The 15,850-nt window shown below is 69.5% G+C and carries 16 protein-coding genes and 1 pseudogene; 7 read left to right on the forward strand and 10 right to left on the reverse strand.

Translation table 11 applies throughout. The annotated features are described in order from the left end of the window. The 4 genes and pseudogenes from ADL29_RS42140 to ADL29_RS36095 all read right to left on the reverse strand — a co-directional run. Nucleotides 1-688 (reverse strand): annotated as a pseudogene (locus tag ADL29_RS42140) (polysaccharide deacetylase family protein); the annotation flags it as partial. Nucleotides 689-958: 270 nt separating this feature from the next. Next, on the reverse strand, nucleotides 959-1,273 hold the full coding sequence (locus ADL29_RS36085; RefSeq protein ID WP_425424307.1) for a transcriptional regulator: 315 nt from the start codon (nucleotides 1,271-1,273) through the stop codon (nucleotides 959-961). Next, nucleotides 1,270-1,767 carry a hypothetical protein gene (locus ADL29_RS36090; RefSeq protein WP_053927738.1) on the reverse strand — a complete coding sequence of 166 codons (498 nt, stop codon included), beginning with the start codon at nucleotides 1,765-1,767 and terminating at the stop codon, nucleotides 1,270-1,272. The genes ADL29_RS36085 and ADL29_RS36090 overlap by 4 nt, the downstream gene beginning before the upstream one ends. A gap of 78 nt (nucleotides 1,768-1,845) precedes the next feature. Continuing rightward, nucleotides 1,846-2,247 carry a carboxymuconolactone decarboxylase family protein gene (locus ADL29_RS36095; protein ID WP_053927739.1) on the reverse strand — a complete coding sequence of 134 codons (402 nt, stop codon included), beginning with the start codon at nucleotides 2,245-2,247 and terminating at the stop codon, nucleotides 1,846-1,848. Nucleotides 2,248-2,372: 125 nt separating this feature from the next. Between ADL29_RS36095 and ADL29_RS36100 the strand changes: the two genes are divergently transcribed. Then, nucleotides 2,373-3,260, forward strand: coding sequence for a LysR family transcriptional regulator (locus ADL29_RS36100; protein WP_053927740.1), 888 nt, complete (start codon nucleotides 2,373-2,375; stop codon nucleotides 3,258-3,260). A 38-nt stretch (nucleotides 3,261-3,298) separates the two neighbouring features. Here ADL29_RS36100 and ADL29_RS36105 read toward each other — a convergent pair whose 3' ends face one another. Further along, a complete protein-coding gene (locus ADL29_RS36105) occupies nucleotides 3,299-4,018 on the reverse strand; it encodes a hypothetical protein (protein ID WP_053927741.1) in 720 nt (239 codons plus the stop codon). Between the two features lie 95 nt (nucleotides 4,019-4,113). On the opposite strand from ADL29_RS36105, the gene ADL29_RS36110 reads away from it, so the two are divergent. Then, complete coding sequence (locus ADL29_RS36110) at nucleotides 4,114-4,755, forward strand: TetR/AcrR family transcriptional regulator (RefSeq protein ID WP_053927742.1); 642 nt, start codon at nucleotides 4,114-4,116, stop codon at nucleotides 4,753-4,755. A gap of 196 nt (nucleotides 4,756-4,951) precedes the next feature. Here ADL29_RS36110 and ADL29_RS36115 read toward each other — a convergent pair whose 3' ends face one another. Beyond that, nucleotides 4,952-5,875, reverse strand: coding sequence for a LysR family transcriptional regulator (locus tag ADL29_RS36115; protein WP_053927743.1), 924 nt, complete (start codon nucleotides 5,873-5,875; stop codon nucleotides 4,952-4,954). 188 nt (nucleotides 5,876-6,063) lie between these two features. Here ADL29_RS36115 and ADL29_RS36120 point away from each other — a divergent pair, with 188 nt between their 5' ends. From ADL29_RS36120 to ADL29_RS36135, 4 genes are all read left to right on the forward strand, one after another. Then, entirely contained in the window at nucleotides 6,064-7,470 is a 1,407-nt protein-coding gene (locus tag ADL29_RS36120; RefSeq protein WP_053927744.1) for a M20 family metallopeptidase, read from the forward strand. 36 nt (nucleotides 7,471-7,506) lie between these two features. Further along, nucleotides 7,507-8,826 carry an MFS transporter gene (locus ADL29_RS36125; RefSeq protein WP_053927745.1) on the forward strand — a complete coding sequence of 440 codons (1,320 nt, stop codon included), beginning with the start codon at nucleotides 7,507-7,509 and terminating at the stop codon, nucleotides 8,824-8,826. A gap of 354 nt (nucleotides 8,827-9,180) precedes the next feature. Then, nucleotides 9,181-10,206 (forward strand): hypothetical protein, encoded by a 1,026-nt coding sequence (locus tag ADL29_RS36130; protein WP_053927746.1) that lies wholly within the window; start codon nucleotides 9,181-9,183, stop codon nucleotides 10,204-10,206. A gap of 218 nt (nucleotides 10,207-10,424) precedes the next feature. Next, nucleotides 10,425-10,652 carry a hypothetical protein gene (locus ADL29_RS36135; RefSeq protein WP_046927215.1) on the forward strand — a complete coding sequence of 76 codons (228 nt, stop codon included), beginning with the start codon at nucleotides 10,425-10,427 and terminating at the stop codon, nucleotides 10,650-10,652. Nucleotides 10,653-10,758: 106 nt separating this feature from the next. Here ADL29_RS36135 and secY read toward each other — a convergent pair whose 3' ends face one another. Continuing rightward, nucleotides 10,759-12,066 carry a preprotein translocase subunit SecY gene (gene secY / locus ADL29_RS36140; RefSeq protein ID WP_053927747.1) on the reverse strand — a complete coding sequence of 436 codons (1,308 nt, stop codon included), beginning with the start codon at nucleotides 12,064-12,066 and terminating at the stop codon, nucleotides 10,759-10,761. Between the two features lie 343 nt (nucleotides 12,067-12,409). On the opposite strand from secY, the gene ADL29_RS44745 reads away from it, so the two are divergent. Beyond that, nucleotides 12,410-12,568, forward strand: coding sequence for a hypothetical protein (locus ADL29_RS44745; protein ID WP_211274457.1), 159 nt, complete (start codon nucleotides 12,410-12,412; stop codon nucleotides 12,566-12,568). A 231-nt stretch (nucleotides 12,569-12,799) separates the two neighbouring features. Here the strand turns inward: ADL29_RS44745 and ADL29_RS36145 are convergent, their stop codons facing one another. The 3 genes from ADL29_RS36145 to ADL29_RS36155 all read right to left on the reverse strand — a co-directional run. Beyond that, nucleotides 12,800-13,303, reverse strand: a complete 504-nt coding sequence (locus ADL29_RS36145; RefSeq protein WP_053927750.1) for a SigE family RNA polymerase sigma factor — start codon at nucleotides 13,301-13,303, stop codon at nucleotides 12,800-12,802. Between the two features lie 648 nt (nucleotides 13,304-13,951). After that, on the reverse strand, nucleotides 13,952-15,079 hold the full coding sequence (locus ADL29_RS36150) for a serine hydrolase domain-containing protein (protein ID WP_053927748.1): 1,128 nt from the start codon (nucleotides 15,077-15,079) through the stop codon (nucleotides 13,952-13,954). Between the two features lie 351 nt (nucleotides 15,080-15,430). Continuing rightward, a partial coding sequence (locus ADL29_RS36155; protein ID WP_157878665.1) for a DUF4097 family beta strand repeat-containing protein occupies nucleotides 15,431-15,850 on the reverse strand: 420 nt, incomplete at its 5' end.

The following is a 15,850-nucleotide window of genomic DNA, read 5'->3' on the forward strand; positions in this document are numbered from 1 at the left end:
GAACGGTATGGACTGGAGCGGGAAGTCCCACAGGCCCTGCTTCTTGGTGGGCCAGACCTGGAGGCCGCCGGGCGAACTGGCGTCGTACCGCCAGCCGCGTTTGCGCGCCGTGGGCAGCAGGTTCTCCTGGCCGAGCAGGCACGGCGTACGGCCGCCGACCAGCTCCTTGCGGTAGTCGAACGGCAGTGGTTCGAGGTCGGTGAAGCCGGTGTTGGTCCGCCACTTGGTGACGCTCCAGCCAGGCCGCGCGTACGTTCTTCAGCGTCTCCTTGATGTGGTCATCGCTGAGGTACGGGATGTCGGAGGCGCCGACGAGGTTGTTCGGCGGCCGGTACAGGCGCTTCTTCGACTCGGGCAGCAGATACAGCCCGGAAAGGAAGAAGGTCATCGAGGCGTGGTGGTCCTCGGCGAGCTTGCGGAACCGCGGGAAGAGGCCGTTGCCCACCTCGCCCGCACCGTCCCAGGAGAAGACCACGCATAACGGTCCCATCGCATTCGTTCGAGGTTCTGGTGAGCGGGACGCCCGGAGGAAGGAAAGCGGGACGCCCGGAAGAGAGAGGGGGGAGCGGATACGGAGATTCCGCGTCGACCCCGAGAAGGGGAAGCTATCGAAGGGGCTTGAGGGGCCCGGAACTCCGCGGCGAGCTACGCGGCGGCCGCAGCCCTTCCCGCTTTCCCGTCTTCGCAGCCTTTCCGGCGCGACCGTCGCCGTCCGGCGTCACCTTCTGCATGCCGTGCTCCCCGTCTCTGTGGGCGGGGCAGAAAGCTGAACGCCGCAGCGACCCTCAACCAACGCCCTTGAACGGACACGACTCTCACGGAGATCGCTAGCGCACCGATAACGCCTCACTAACAAACCGCTGCAGCACCAGCCCTGCTCACGGACGCCGCAGAGCCGTCGCCGCAGGGGGCGGCGACGGCTCTGCGTAGGACGAGGGTGACCCGATCCGCGCGGGTGTCAGGGGGCCGCGGGCCCCACGATGGCGCGCAGGGCGGCGAGATGCGCCTGGTACGCCTCGCGTCCGTGTGCGGTCAGGCGCAGCCAGACGCGTTGGCGGGTGTTGCGCACGGCCTTGCGCTGCTCGACGAAGCCCGCCTCCATCAGCACCGCAACGTGCTTGCTCAGCACGGAGGCGGAGAGCTCGAGCTGCCGCTGGACCAGGGCGAACTCGGCTTCGCCGGCGGTGTCGAGCAGCGCGCAGATACGCAGTCGGACGGGTGCGTGGATGGTGGCGTTGAAGCCCTCCATGGGGTCGGTGGCAGCGCCGCTCACGAGGCTTTCCGGTGCAGGCGAAGGAAGGCGAGGTGGAAGGCGATCGAGACCGCGACGCCGACGGCGGAGGCGGCGAACAGCCACAGCGGCTCCCGGCCGGCACGGAAGGCGAATGCCGGACCCATCAGCAGGACGGGCAGCCCGATCGCGAGCGGCAAGGTGGCGCGCCTGGGCAGCACATCCAGGCGCAGCGCCACACCGGTCTTCCTGCGCCACCGCGCGGCCGCGACGCCGAACAGCACCAGGTACACCGCGGTCATCGCCACCATGACGGCGCCCCAGGCGAGGCGGGGAAGCAGCCACTGAGGAGCGGCCAGCATGCCTCCGCAGACAGGCGGTACGGCAGCGATGTACAGCGTCAGCGCGGTGGCGAACCAATGGGGCCAGGGCGTGGCGGAGGTGGCAGCGGCGGACGCCCTGACCTGATCGATGTCGGCCAGTGCGGCGCGGGCCTGCTGAGGGGTCGGACGGATGACATCCCCGTAAGTTTCCATGACGGAAAGAGTAGCGATGTGTTTCCATCATGGCAAGTCGAGTCTTTCCGTTTCGGAAAGAGGCCTTGGGTGCCACGGTCATCCGAGGTTGGTGAGGGGGAGCAGGCCGCGCTCGGCGAAGACCTTCTTGGCCACGAGCGTGGCGTTGATCGAACGCGGCATACCGCAGTAGACGGCCGAGTGCAGCAGCGCCTCGGCGATCTCGGTAGCGGTCAGGCCGACGTTGAGCGCGGCGTTGATGTGCACGTCGAGCTCGATCTCGCAGCCGCCGAGCGCCGCGAGCACACCCAGGGTGACCAGCTGCCGGTCACGCGGTGGCAGCTCGGGGCGGGCGTACATGTCGCCGAAGGCCCAGGCCACCACCTGGTGGCCCAGCTCCGGTGAGGTGTCGGCGAGGGAGTCGACGATCCGCTGCCCCGCTTCGCCGTCGACCTGCTCCAGCACCTTCATGCCGTACTCGTAGCGCTCTTCGCGGTTCATCGTTTCTCCTCAGTCGGATATGTGCCCCGGGCCGCCCGGTGCGATGTCTTCAGCCTGGCCCGAGAGGCGTCCGGATCTGCTCTGCAGGCATCACTGGCTATAGTTCCCATGCCTGGGAGGTATGGATGGAGCTGCGGCTACTCGGTTATGCGGTCGCGATCGCGGAAGAGGGCAGCATCAGCGGCGCGGCGCGGCGGCTGCATCTGACGCAGCCCACGCTCAGCCGCCAACTGCGCGAGATGGAACGGCAGTTTGGCACCAGGCTGTTCGCCAGGGAGGGGCGTGGTCTGACGCCGACGCCGGCCGGAGAGGTCCTGGTGCGGCGTGCGGTCACCCTGCTCGCCGAGGCGGATGCCGCGCTGGAGGACGTACGCCTGGCCGCACAGGGCATGACCGGACGGCTGACCGTGACCTTCGCCGGTTCGGGTATCAACGGTCCGCTCGGTGGCGCACTGAGCCGGGTGCGACGTGAACTGCCCCGGGTGGACCTGCAGCTGGCGGAGAGTTTCAACGACGCCGAGATGTCGACGGGGGTACTGGAGGGCCGTTTCGACCTCGCGGTCCAGCGCCTCCCGATCCGCGATGCCCGGCTGTCCACCCAGGTCTGGTGGCGGGAGCCGCTGACTCTCTTCCTGCCCGCCGGCCATCCGCTGGCCTATCCCTCCGAACCCGCCCCGCTCGCGGCTCTGGGCCGGATCCCCCTGGTCATCTGGCCCCGGGACGTCTCTCCTCACTCCTACGACGAGATCATCGCGCTCTGTCACAGCGCCGGAGTCGTACCGAAGATCAGCGCCGAGGGTCGCAGCGTGCAGACGCTACTGGCCCTGGTCGCCGCCAAGTTCGGCGCCGCGGTGCTCGCCGATTCGCACCGTGCGCTGCGCCGCATCGGCGTGACCCCCCGGCCCCTGGCCGACACCTCGACCACCCTGCACCTGGTCTGGCGGGCCGACGACGCCAACCCGCTCGTCGCACGGATGCGCACCCTGCTCACCGACGCGCTGAGTGGTGCGTGACGAGCGAAGGAAGGCGGCGGGCCGATGTGCCCGGCGATTCACTCGGCGGACGAGCGCTTCGCCTGGCGGGCGCCGCGGGAACGGGTCTCCGCCGCGGCGACCGGCGTCCCCGACCCCGGCAGCAGGCGCAGTACCGCCCGGACGAGGATGCCGAGCGCGAACCCGTACACGGCGACGAGGCCGTGGCCGTTGTCCTGCGCGCACCACATCAGCAGCCCGAGCGCCGGGACGCCGACCGCGAGGGCCTGCTGCTTCCTGATCCGGCTGCGCGTCAGGAGGGCGGCGGCGAGGGTCGCCCCCAGGAAGTAGGTGGCGCCGGAACTGCCCGCGAAGTTACGGGGGTCGGCGCTGGGGCCGCCGCCGAGACCGAGCAGGGCGTCGATCCGCTCCGGCAGGAGGATGCCGGCGGCGAAGAGGAAGGCCGTCAGCGGACCGCCCCACAGCCACTGCGCGAGCGCCGCCACGAAGGCGAGGGTGGCGATGTTCCAGATCGCGCCGGCGACGCCGCCGTTCTGCAGGAAGACCGAGGTGAGCACCCGCCACCAGCCGCTCTTGGAGGGGTCGTCGTCGAGTGCGGACATCGCCCCCGCCCAGCACAGCTGGAGGGCGACACCGGCCACCGCCAGGACGGTCAGGCCCACCGCGACCCACGGGACGGGCCGTCCGCGCAGCGAGTCGCGTCCCGCCGCGCCCAGCCCGCTATTGATCATCATCACCATCAACGCGGCCGTGGTCGCGTTGAACAGCAGTCCGTCCATGTCCCCCGAACCCTTCCAACACTGTTCGAAACCGTTCGGCGGTGACGTTAGCACAACTTTTCAAACAGTGTTTGAAAAGTTGCTACGGTGGACCCATGAAGCTCACCGAGGAGCGGATCGTCGACGCAGGCATGGCCACGTTCGCCGAGACCGGATACCACGGCCTGTCCATGCGCCAGGTGGCCGAGCGGCTCGGCGTCCACGCGGGCAGCCTCTACTACCACGTGCGCAGCAAGGACGTACTGCTGACGCTGATGGCCGACCGCGTCTGCCGGCATGCGTACGCCGCCGCCGGCGCCGCCCTCGCCGCCCTCCCGCCCGAAGCGGCATGGCGGGAAAGGATCGAGGTGCAGGCCGCGGAACTGCGCCGCAGCATCCTGCAGCACCCGGGCGGCGCACTCCTGCTGGCCGACAGTCCCGGAATGCTGAGCACCGGCAGCCTGTCCCTGATGGAACGCCTCCTCGAGACCCTTCTCGACGCCGGCGTCCCCGCCGAGCACTGCGGCATCGCGGCCGACACCCTCCTGAGTCATGTCACGGGCTTCTTGCTCCAGGAGCAGGCCGGGCCTCAGGCGCCGGCCGTCACCGCGGAGACCTACGCCGACCTGCGCGCGCGGTTCCCGCTCGTCATGGAGCAGATGCCCCGGCTGAGCCAGGAGGAGAAGTTCCGGCGAAGCGTCGGGCTCCTGTGCGCGGCATTCGAGACCCTCGCGAAGGACGACGGCAGCCGCGCGTGACGGGCGGGCGACCCGTGGCCTGGGGGAGCGGGTGACCGGAATCGATCAACAGGCACCGTCGGCCCGGAGTCAGGCAACACCTGGCCGGCGCCGGTCGTTGCGGCGGCCGACGAGGAACCAGAGCAGGCACCCGAAGAAGGGGGCCCTCAAGGTGATGCCGGCCGCCGTCCCGGCACGGCCATCACACCGGCCCTGGTCATGCCACCGGCCCTGCCGGGCACAGCAGTGAGACCAGCAATCCGGTGAACTGTGTGGCCGCCCAGGAGAGCCGACGGCCGAGCATCGTCTGCACCTGGGCTTCGCGGTGGCGGAAGACCGGGTGGTCGAGCGGTACGTAGACGACGCCCTCGGCGACCGGGTCCGGGTGCCGGTCGCCCACGCTGCCCAGCTCGCCGACGAGCGCGATGCCGCCGCCGGAGCGGACGAACTCGTACTTCGGCGTCAGGGCGTCGCAGACCAGGGCCGGCCGGACGGTCAGGTTCTCCAGCTGCACGCCGGTGTCGAAGAGGTCGCGGTGGGTGGTTCCGGCCGGGGGCAGGGCGAGGGGGTGCTCGCACAGTTCGGCCAGGCTGACCCGTTCCCGGCCGGCGAGCGGGTGCCGGGGCGGGACGATGGCGGCCATCGGTACCTGGACGGAGCACTCCACCCGTACGTCGTGCTGCGGGCCCATCGCATAGGTGACGGCGATGTCGGCGATGCCCTCGGCCACCCTGCGGGTCGCCTCCTGGTGGGGGACGCGGTCGAGCTGGAACGTCACATCCGGGTGGTCGCGCCGGAAGGCGGCCATCGCGCGCGGGACGAGGCGGCGCGCGAACCCTTCCGAGCAGGCCACGGTGACGTTGCGGGCGTCCGCGCCGCTGCCCGTGCGCAGTTCGGTCAGGAGCGCGGCGGACTCGGCCTCGCTGCGGCGGGCATGGGCCAGCAGACGCGATCCGGCGTCGGTCAGGGTCATTCCGCGCGGATGCCGGACGAACAGTGGGACGCCGACCCCGGATTCGAGCTTGGCGATCTGCCGGCTGATCGCCGACGGGGCGACCCGCAGGTTCTGTGCGGCCTCACTCACCGCCCCCGTGCGGGCGACTTCGAGAAAGTACGCCAGGCTCACCGGCATGAGCTGCATCGGACCTCCGCAGGGCTGGGCGGCGCGCCATCTGACGCGCACATAGGTTTGCCGAAATGAGAACGCCACGCAGCACAAACGGCAATAGTCAGGGCGGGGAGGCGCCCCTACGCTGCTGAGCCAACCGCCCGGGCAACACGGCACCCGCCGTACCCCCGTACCAGCGCCACGCTCAGGAGTAATCGCCAGTGATCCCCGAAAATCTGGTCCAGCGGGCCGAGGAGTACGTCGACTCGGGCGCCTTCTTCGCCGAGCTGAGCGCCATGGTCGCGTATCCGACGGAGAGCACCCGCCCGCACAGTTACCTTGCCGTTAAGGCATACCTGGATGAGATCCTCGTGCCCGCGCTGACCCAACTCGGCTGCTCCGTCGCCGAGTACGCCAACCCGGACCCCTCGGGCGGCCCGTTCCTCGTCGGCACGCGGGTGGAGTCCCCCAAGCTCCCGACGCTGCTGTGCTACGGCCACGCCGACGTGGTGGACGGCCATGCCGGGCAGTGGAGCAACGGCCGCGACCCGTGGACCCTGACCGCCGACGGCGACCGCTGGTACGGCCGCGGGGCGGCCGACAACAAGGGGCAGCACCTGGTCAACCTCGCGGCGCTGCGGCTGCTGCTGGCCGAGCAGGGGTCACTCGGTTTCAACCTGACCTTTCTGTTCGAGACCGGTGAGGAGATCGGCTCGCCGGGCCTGGCCGCCTTCGCCGCCGCGCACCGCGAGGAGCTGCGGGCCGACGTGCTGATCGCCTCGGACGGGCCGCGCCTGGACGCGGCGACGCCGACGCTCTTCCTCGGGGCGCGCGGCGGCGTCAGGCTCCTGCTCGACGTCGATCTGCGGCCGGACGCGTACCACTCCGGCAACTGGGGCGGCCTGCTGCGCAACCCCGCCACCACCCTGGCCGGTGCCCTCGCGAGCCTCGTCGACGGGCACGGCCGTATCCAGGTCCCCGCACTGCGGCCGCCCGGCCTCCCGGACCAGGTGCGGGAGGCGCTCACCGGTGTCGCGGTCGGGGGAAGTCCCGGCGACCCGGTCCCCGACGAGGGGTGGGGCGAGCCCGGCCTGACCCCCGCCGAGCGGCTCTACGGCTGGAACACCCTTGAGGTCCTCTCGCTCGGCTCGGCCGACATCGACCACCCGGTCAACGCGATCCCCGGACGGGCACGCGCCGCCCTGCAGCTGCGGTACGTCGCCGGCACCGAGGTGAGCCGCGTGCGGGAGGCCATCGCCGAGCACCTGGCCGCCCACGGGTACCCGATGGTCGAGGTCACCGTCCACCGCAGCTTTCCCGCCGGCCGAACGCCGCTCGACGACCCGTGGGTCGACTGGGCCAGGACGGCGCTGGAGCAGGTCACCGACCGGCCCGTCGCCGTCCTGCCCAACATCGGCGGCTCACTGCCCCACCACGTCTTCACCGACATCCTCGGCCTGCCCGCCCTGTGGCTGCCGCACTCCTACCCCGGCTGTCTGCAGCACGCACCCGACGAGCACCTGCTCGGCACGATCGCCCGCGAGGGCATCGTGCTGGCCGCCACGCTCTTCCATGCCCTCGGCCAGGCCCCGGCCCACCTCCCGCTCCCCGTCCCCCGCTCGGCCTGACGACCGTCGGCCCGGCGCCTGCCGGAAGGACCCGCGATGACCGAAGCCTCCCCTCAACCCGTCCGGCCGGGGACGTCCCCGGCCGCGCCCCCGAGACCAGCGTCCGCCCGGCGCGCGATAGCGGCGGCGACCATCGGCAACGCCCTCGAGTTCTTCGACCTCGCCCTGTACGCGCTGATGGCGACGTACATCGGCAGAGCCTTCTTCCCCGACGACAACCCCGGCATACAACTCATCCAGACCTACGCCGTGTTCGGCATCACCTATCTGGTCCGCCCGGTCGGCGGCCTGCTGCTCGGCTCGTACGCCGACCGGCAGGGGCGCAAGAAGTCGCTGATGCTGTCGATCCGGCTGATGGTGCTCGGCACCGCGCTGATGGCGTTCATGCCCGGCTACGCCACGCTGGGGTTCTGCGCGCCGCTGGGCATAGTGCTCGCCCGGCTGGTCCAGGGCTTCGCGGCCGGTGGCGAATTCGGCGCCGCCACCTCCTTCCTGGTCGAGCAGGACAACCGGCGCAAGAGCTTCTTCGGCAGCTTCCAGTTCGCCAGCCAGGGACTCGCCACCGTGCTGGCCTCCGCATTCGCCACGGGTCTGACCGCGACGCTGTCCGATGCCCAGATGACGGCCTGGGGCTGGCGGGTGCCGTTCGTCTTCGGCCTCCTGGTCGGCCCGGCCGGCTATGTCATACGCCGCTGCGTCGAGGAGTCGCCCGCGATGGCGCAGCTGCCGGCGGTGCCGGAGCGCGGGGAGACGCCGTCGCCGATCCGCTCGGTGTTCCGCCGCCACTGGGGCGGCCTCCTGGTCGCCGGCGGGGCCCTGATGGTCTCCACCGCACTCAACTACACCCTGCAGTACCTGCCCACCTTCGCGATCAAGGAACTCGGCCTGGACGACTCGCTGTCGTTCACCGCCCTGCTCATCACCGGCGTCATCCTCACCTTCGGGACTCCGGTCGTGGGCCTGCTCGCCGACCGCTTCGGCCGGCTGCGGATCATGGTCCCCGCCGCAGCCCTCATCGGCCTGAGCGCCGTCCCGCTGTTCATCTGGCTCACCAGGGCACCGTCCTTCCCGGTACTCGCGCTGTGCATGACGGCCCTCGGCCTCCTGAAGGCGACGTACTTCGGAGCGCTGCCCTCGGTGATGTCCGACGCCTTCCCGGTGCAGGCCCGCGCGACCGGGCTCGCGTTCAGCTACAACACCACGGTCGCCCTCTTCGGCGGCTTCACCCCCACGATCGCCGCGGCACTGGTCACGGCGACCGGCTCCCAGGTCTCACCGGGCTACTACCTGACGGCCGTCTCCGCCCTGAGCATCGCTGCGCTGGCGGGCGGGCGACGGGTCCGAGGCATCCGCTGAGCGGGCGTGCGCAGATGCCCGAAGTGACGCCGGATCAACGCCCGTATCACCGGGGGCTGAACGCGGCACGCGGCGCAGCCCACACGTTCGGCGCACGATGCGACTGAGTCACATTCGTTACAAACGTTACGGATGAACGCAATAGTAACTTTCTAGATTTTTTGCCGCGGCCACCCCCCTTCGGAACGCCAACTCCGGTGTTTCGTCCCCACCTCGACAGACCATGACGTTTCCCGCTCTGGGATCACGCCCTGGCGAGGTGCGACGAACCCGGTGCGGGGACCCGATGCGCCGCACTCCCCCCACGAATCGGCGCGGCCCCGAGCGGCCGATGCCCGACTGATAGGAGACCGTGTGTCCACGCAACTGCAGACCGAGCTCACTCCGGGCCGGCGCAAGAGCAGTCTGGTGGCCGGGGCACTCGCCACCGCGTTCCTCACCGGCATATCCCTGATCGGCACCCAGACCCCCGCTTTCGCCGACGACGGTCAGCCCGCGAAGGTCGCCGACGGCACCTACGAGTCCGACCAGGACGTCCTCGCCGCGATGGAGAAGACGGATCCGGTCAACTCCGCGGAATCCTCCATGGGGTATCCGGCCGGGGTGGACAAGGACAAGGACGGCAACGTCAAGGCGTTCACCCTGGCGGACGTGCAGGGCAAGTACGACCCCGAACAGGCCGTCAAGGACGCCCAGGCGGCGGCGACGCAGTACGCGGCCGACGAGAAGCACTCGGCGCCGCTGCGGGAGAGCGCCAAGCACCTGGCCGACGGATGGTCCGATGCGACCAAGCCCAGCGGCACCGAAATCCGCCAGAACACCAAGGACAGCTCACTGTCCGGCGGGCAGAGCGCCGAGCAGTACTGCAACATGACCAACAAGGACCCGCAGAGCCCGTATTACGGACAGGCGGCGCCCTGCATGTTCGTCGGGAAGGTCGACGAGAAGTACCCGCAGCGGGGCGCCAGCGACGGCCTCACCGGCGAGGGCAAGCTCACCTACAAGGTCACGGCGTCCGTCGCCGACGAGCAGAGCACGACCGAGGGCTGGCAGGTGGGCGGCAAGATCACGCCCACGATCAGCGGCGACGGCGCATCGGTCGGCGGCGAGGCCAGCTTCACCTACAGCTACAGCTCCACCTCGACCACCAAGGTGCAGAACACCCGGGAGTCGGACGTCGAGATCAACGTGCCGCAGGGCAAGAAGGGCTATCTGGAGGGCCGGGCCAACGGCGCCACCTACACCGGCTACATCGTCGTCCGCGACCTCGACACCAGCACCAACCAGGAACATGTCGTAGCCATCCCCGCACGGGTCTTCATCCAGGCCCCCGGCAGCAGCAGCTCGGTCACCTGGGTCAAGCGCCTCACCGGCGCGTAACAGACCGGCCGGGTGCGGCGCCGCACCCGCACTGATACGCGATGAGGGCAGGGCCGGCACACGTCGGCCCTGCCCAGCAGCCGCCTCGCCTCACATGCCCATACCCGTGCCCATACCCGTGCCCATGCCCGGTCCGGGGACGTGCATATGCTGCTCGCCGCGCAGAGTGTGTGCGAGACGGGTGCGCCACTTCGGCGACTCCTGGGAAAGGTGGAGGAATGGCCAAACCTGTTCGCGCGGCTCTCGGCGGCGTGTGGATCAAGTGCAACTTCTGTCAGGGCGATCTGTTCAGGGACCGTGAGGTGAAGCTCAACAGCTCCGGCATGGAGTTCATGAACCTGAGCTGGGCAAACGAGTCGGCAACCGGGCTGATCTGCTGGCACTGCGGCTATGTGCACCTGTTCGTGAACCGGGACCTCGAACTGTACAAACAGAAGAAGGGCTAGGGGGCCGGGCGCCCGGGTGAGGAACGCTGACGAACGGGACAGAGGGAGCAGGTACTGGTTGGCGGCCAGGAGGCAGAGCAGCTGACGGCGACGAGGACGATGCGCATCAGCGGAGGAATCCTTCGTAGTTGCGCTGCTGAAGCCGGCTCTCGATCTGCTTCACGGTCTCCAGGCCCACACTCACGATGATGAGGATGCTCGTCCCGCCGAACGGGAAGTTCTGGTTCGCGTGGAACAGCACCAACTCCATTGTGGGTACGAGCGCTATCAGCCCCAGATACAGCGAGCCCGGCCACGTGATCCGGTTGAGCACGTAGCCGAGGTACTCGGCCGTCGGGCGACCAGCCCGGATACCCGGGACGAAGCCACCGTGCTTCTTCATGTTGTCAGCGACTTCTTCGGGGTTGAAGCTGATGGCGACGTAGAAGAAGGCGAAGAACACGATCAACAAGACGTACACGGCGAGGTAGACGGGGTGGTCTCCCTTGGTGAAGACGGTGGCGATCCAGGCCGCCCATGGCGCCTTCGACCCGCTGAACCGTGCGATGAGCGCCGGGATGGAGAGCAGCGACGACGCGAAGATGACGGGAATCACGCCCGCCTGATTCACCTTGAGCGGGATGTAAGTCGACGTACCGCCGTAGGACCGGCGCCCGATCATGCGCTTCGCGTACTGCACCGGGATGCGCCGCTGCGCCTGCTCGACGAAGACCACCAGGGCGACCATCGCCACGCCCACCAGGATCACCGCGAAGAACTCGATCCAGCCGCCGGCGAGCTTGCCCTGGAGCTTGACCTGCCACAGCGCGCCCGGGAAGCGGGCGGCGATCGAGATGAACATCAGGATCGACATGCCGTTGCCGATACCGCGGTCGGTGACCAGCTCACCGAGCCACATGGTCAGGCAGGTGCCGGCGGTCATCGTGATCACCATGGTGATGGTGGTGAAGACCGAGTCGTCGGGCACGATCTGGCGCGTGCAGCCCTGGAAGAGCGAACCGGCGCGGGCGGCGGCCACCAGGGCGGTGCCCTCCAGGGCGGCGAGCGCCACGGTCAGATAGCGGGTGTACTGGGTGATCTTCGCCTGGCCGGTCTGCCCCTCTTTCTTCAGGGCCTCCAGTCGCGGGATCACGACGGTCAGCAGCTGGAGGATGATGCTCGCCGTGATGTACGGCATGATCCCCAGCGCGAAGACCGTGATCTGCAGCAGCGCACCACCGCTGAACATGTTCACCAGGCCGAACAACCCGCTGTTGGCGTGGGTCCGCTCCGTGCAGAACTCGACGTTCGCGTAGTTCACCCCGGGGACCGGGACATGCGTCCCGATCCGGTAGAGCACGATGACGCCCAATGTGAACAGCAGCTTCTTGCGCAGGTCGGGCGTCTTGAACGCTCGGGCGAACGCGGTGAGCACGGTGCCTCCTGCGCCTCCCGGCACTTTCAGGGCAGGGAGGCGACGGTCTTGAGGATCAACGGATACGTAGCGGCTGTACTGCGCGGAGCTCGCCCGCACGGCGGTTCCGAGGCAGGCCCCGTGGCCGACTTGGCTGCCCAGGGGCGCGGTGCGCACGCAAGCGAAGTCGCCGTCTCCCTCTCGCCCAGGTGCACGGACACTGGGCTTCCGTACACACTCATCGGGACCGCTTGAACGCGGCCAGGCAGGGCGCTACCTGGCGGTCGAGGTTTGTGCCGGCGGAACCGGACCGGTAGTTGAGGCGCAGGTCGGCATCGGCACCGGCCTGGGGGATGCCGTACGGGTGGGCATCGGAGGCCCGGGGACCGAGGGGCGATACGGCATCGGCACCGGCCGGGAGATTGACGTGCAGGTCGGCATCGGCGCCTTCGGGGCACGGGGCACGGGGCCGGGTGTCGTCGGCATCGGGACCGACTCGGCGGGGGTGCCGGGGCGGCGCTGAGGTCCGGTGGAGCCGTCCTGGGCGAAGGAGCTCGGCAGGACCATCAGTCCGACTCCGAGCCCGGCAACGGTCAGCACGGATCCCGTGGCTGTCCAGGCCGCTCGGGCCCGCCGGCGTGCGCGAACGCCGGCGTGCAGTCGGTCTCGGTGCCGGTCCTCATAGAGCGTGTCCTCCTGGCTGTCGCGCATCATCCGCGCCAGCTCCTGCTCGAAGTGATCCATAGCTCCCTCCTCACTCCACCGGCTCTGCCTCAGCCAGAAGCTGACGCAGCCGTGCAACGCCGCGGGTCGTCAGTGAACGGGCGGTACCCACCGGACAGCCCAGCACCTCCGCGACATCCCGCTCGGGCAGGTCCTGGTAGTAGCGCAGCACCACCGCAGCCCGCTGCCGCGCCGGAAGCAACGCCAACACGGCCTCCAACCGGGTCTGTTCGTCCACGGCAGCGGTCTCGTCTGCCACCTCGGGCGGGTCGGGCAACTGGTCCACAGGGTGCTCGCCCCACCAGCGACGCCGTGCCGAGCGAGCCGCAGCGCGGGCCAGGACCCTGCGCACATACGCCTCGGGCGCCTCCTTGGCCACCTTCGGCCAGGCAAACCACAGTTTGACGAGCGATTCCTGCAGCAGATCCTCGGCCCGGTGCCGGTCTCCACCGGTGAACAGCCGCGCCAGGTGAAGCAACGCCGACCACCGAGCCGCCACGAACCGGTCGAACTCATCGGCCCGCAACTGCCCCATCAGCGTCACCCCTCACCTCAACACGCCCCTACACCCTGAATAAAGACACTGGCCCCTGCCCCGCTATGCACCCCCGGCAAGTGACGTGGCTCACGCGTGCCCTCCTGGCCGTACCCACGGGGCGACGGCGGCAGGGCATCTCACGATGACGCAGGCATGGCTGGGCTGCTGCGCGCCGGACGTGGCTCATCAGCGCGTCGTAGTCCTTCGCCGGGGTGATCTCGAGGTATTCGACTTCTGTGAGTGCCTCGAGGCTGTGGCCGGGTGTCCAGTGGCAGGACTCGCCCGATGGGAAGTCGTGCACTCCGTCCGGGCCGTGGACACGCATCGATCTGACCCCGGCTTCCAGTCGGATCCGGCACACCGCCATGCCGCCGTAGTCCTGACGTCTGATCTCGGTGCCGGGTGCCTCGAAGGCCGTCGGCAGGCTGTCGGTGATGCTCGGACCGGACCGGACCGTTCCACGGCATGTGGGTGTCGCCGACAGAGGGCGGATTGCCTTCGCGAAGCGATGTGCCGGGGCAGTGGAGGAACGGCAACGAGCTTTCGCGGCCGCGGTGAGATCCGGCCCGGCGTCCCGCGCGTGGGGACCAGCCACGCCGAGCTCAGCGAGCTTGGCGTGGTCCGGTTCGCGCTGCTCGGCCCCGTCTACTGAGCGGACGCGGCCGCCTCGTGAGCCGGCTCGGCCTGCCCGTTGCAGAATGCCTCCTTGATGAGCCTCTGCTGCGCCTTCTGGAACGCCTCGGCCGTGGCGGCGAAGTCGAGCTCGGCGTCACCGATGGTCAGCGAGGCGGTCAGGGTCTTACTGCCGTCGGGCGTGCTGTACATCAGCGCCCCCCAACCGAAAAAGCCGCCGTTGTGGTGGAAGAGGGTGCCGCCGTCCGTCTCCTCCACGAACAACCCCAGGCCGTAGCCGAGTTTGGGGTGCGGCGTGCGCATCTCGGCCAGCAGTGCGTCCGGCAGGAGCTTGCCGCTCATCAGGGCAGAGAAGAACGTGTGGAGATCCTCGGTGGTCGAGATCATGTCGCCGGCGGCGGAGATCCAGGAGACGTTGAAGCGGGTGACGTCGACGACCTTCCACTGGCCGGCGTGCTCGTACCGGTAGTAGCCGTGAGCGTGCGGTGCAGGGATCTCCGGTGAGGCGCCCGGCACCACGGTGCCCGACAGTCCCAGCGGATGCAGGATCAGCCGCTGCATCTCCTCGGCCAACGATCGGCCGGTGACCTCCTCAATCAGCAACTTGGCCAGTACGTAGTTGGTGTTGGAGTAGCTCCAGTCCGTCCCCGGCTCAAACCGCGCCGGCTTGGACAACGCCAGCCGTACCAACTCCTCCGGCTGGTAGGTGTGGAACTGGTTGTCCACGTACTCCTGGCCCTGCCAGGGGATCCCCGGCGCGACCGTCCCGTCGTCGTAGTACTCGCCGGTGTAGTTGAACAGACCGCTGGTGTGCTGCAGCAGCATCCGCACCGTGATCCGCCGGTCCAGCCCGAACTTGGGCAGGTAGTCATCCGCCGGACTGTCCAGCCCGATCCTGCCTTCGGCCACCAGTTGCAGCACCACGGTCGCGGTGAAGGTCTTGGTGGTGCTGCCTATCCGGAAGTGCCCGTTCGTCGGCGGCTCGGCGCTCTCGCCCAGCTTGCGCACCCCGGCGCTGCCGACCCACTCGCCCCGCTCATCGTTCACGCGCAGTTGCATCCCGGCGAAACCGGAATCGACGATCTCCTCTATGGCCTTCTGCAGCTCCGGGCGATCCAGTCCGGTGAGGGTGAGGGACATGGTTGTGCTCCTTATGTGTTGCGTGGGTGGTTGTTGCGGTGAGGGTGTGGCTGCCCAGGGTGGCGATGAGGTTGTGTCGGCCGCCGAGGGCATGGGCGTGAGCGGGCGAGCGGGTCCAGGGCGGTGGCCGTGCTGCGTTTGCTGTGCGGGATGCCTCCCCGGCGCGGCGTCCATGGCGTTCGCGATTTCGGACCGGTGGGCCCGTGGCGGTCAGGGTCCGGTTGTACCTGCCCGTGATCGTGGGGGCACCTCAGACGGTCTTGCCGCCGTAGGGCGTGCGCTGCCCGTTCGCCCGGATGACCGGGTGGGTGCTGAGGGGTGCGCCCTTTGCGTGCCCTTTGGAGGAGCGGGTCAGAGGCTGCGGGCGGTGATGTCGCCGTGGGAGGTGGTGGCGCGGATGTCGAGATCGGCGGTGCCATTGTTCTTGAGGGCGTTGCTGATGCGGCCGTAGGCAGTGTCGGCGTCCAGGGCGGCCGAGACGCCGGCGGCGGCGCCGACGGTGATGTCGCCGGCCTGGGTGCGGAGCACGACCTTGCCGCCCGTGGCCTCGGTGATCCGGATGTCGCCCCTTGCGGTGCTGATCTCCGCGGGCCCGCCCAGCCGGCCGACCGCGACGTCGCCGTCGACCGCGGTGAGGCGCACGCTCGCGGCCTCGTCCACCTTGATCTGGCTGTACGCGCCTTCGAAGACGACGTCGCCGAGGCGGCCGACCGTCCGGAGTTCGGCGCTGGCCGCCCTGGCGTCGATGTGGGAACCGGCGGGCAGCTTGAC

This window comes from Streptomyces chattanoogensis, assembly GCF_001294335.1.
GTDB classification, from domain to species: domain Bacteria; phylum Actinomycetota; class Actinomycetes; order Streptomycetales; family Streptomycetaceae; genus Streptomyces; species Streptomyces chattanoogensis.

Excerpts from the sequence above, each read along its gene's own strand:
- ADL29_RS36110 (WP_053927742.1), top strand. The coding sequence starts at position 4,114 with ATGAAGCTCACCGAGGAGCGGATCGTCGACGCAGGCATGGCCACGTTC.
- ADL29_RS36105 (WP_053927741.1), bottom strand. The coding sequence starts at position 4,018 with ATGGACGGACTGCTGTTCAACGCGACCACGGCCGCGTTGATGGTGATG.
- ADL29_RS36150 (WP_053927748.1), bottom strand. The coding sequence starts at position 15,079 with ATGTCCCTCACCCTCACCGGACTGGATCGCCCGGAGCTGCAGAAGGCC.
- ADL29_RS36135 (WP_046927215.1), top strand. The coding sequence starts at position 10,425 with ATGGCCAAACCTGTTCGCGCGGCTCTCGGCGGCGTGTGGATCAAGTGC.
- ADL29_RS36115 (WP_053927743.1), bottom strand. The coding sequence starts at position 5,875 with ATGCAGCTCATGCCGGTGAGCCTGGCGTACTTTCTCGAAGTCGCCCGC.
- ADL29_RS36095 (WP_053927739.1), bottom strand. The coding sequence starts at position 2,247 with ATGAACCGCGAAGAGCGCTACGAGTACGGCATGAAGGTGCTGGAGCAG.
- ADL29_RS36145 (WP_053927750.1), bottom strand. The coding sequence starts at position 13,303 with ATGGGGCAGTTGCGGGCCGATGAGTTCGACCGGTTCGTGGCGGCTCGG.
- ADL29_RS36090 (WP_053927738.1), bottom strand. The coding sequence starts at position 1,767 with ATGGAAACTTACGGGGATGTCATCCGTCCGACCCCTCAGCAGGCCCGC.
- ADL29_RS36100 (WP_053927740.1), top strand. The coding sequence starts at position 2,373 with ATGGAGCTGCGGCTACTCGGTTATGCGGTCGCGATCGCGGAAGAGGGC.
- ADL29_RS36125 (WP_053927745.1), top strand. The coding sequence starts at position 7,507 with ATGACCGAAGCCTCCCCTCAACCCGTCCGGCCGGGGACGTCCCCGGCC.